The following is a 644-nucleotide window of genomic DNA, read 5'->3' as shown; positions in this document are numbered from 1 at the left end:
TGGTAACGGTGCTTACAAAAACTTACGACGTTGCGCAATCATTATTAACTGACGACGTATTAAAAGAAGATCTACTTGGTGGAGTAAAAGAATTTATCGAGCCGGTAGAAGGAACAGTAAAAGGTCTTGCAGCTACTGCAATCGAAGCAAACGATCGTGCAGAAGCAAATGCTTCTAATTCAATCGGTTTATTCGGTTTATTACGCATGCTTAAAGATCCACAAGCTCAAAAACTATTCCGCTTTGCACAAGCGTATTTAGACATTACAAACGAAAAACAAAAATAATTTTCATTAAAAAGTGTGGACGGAGGATCGACTATGTCAAAACATATTTTAATTTTAGGCGGCGGTTACGGTGGTTTATTAACTGCAATGACAGCTCGCCAACACCTAAGTGCGGATGAAGCAAAAATTACAGTAGTGAACCGTTTTGCTACTCACCAAATCATTACAGAATTACACCGTCTAGCTGTAGGCGGCGTTTCTGAACAAGCGGTAGCTTTACCACTTGATAAATTACTTAAAAACTACAACGTTGATTTAAAAATTGCAACGGTAAAAGAAATCTCACCAGATCAACGTGAAGTATCTCTTGAAGATGGTACAAAATTAAGCTACGACTACCTTGTTACAGCTTTAGGT

At 38.0% G+C, this 644-nt stretch carries 1 protein-coding gene and 1 pseudogene; both read left to right on the top strand.

The window, feature by feature from the left end:
* Positions 1-287, top strand: a pseudogene (locus AC1DRF_RS31265) (DUF1641 domain-containing protein); the annotation flags it as partial.
* A gap of 33 nt (positions 288-320) precedes the next feature.
* Positions 321-644: FAD-dependent oxidoreductase (locus tag AC1DRF_RS31260; RefSeq protein ID WP_477742734.1), on the top strand; the 324-nt coding region annotated here is incomplete at its 3' end.

Source organism: Priestia sp. P5_B4, assembly GCF_056400385.1.
This window is presented reverse-complemented; position numbering and strand designations above follow the sequence as displayed.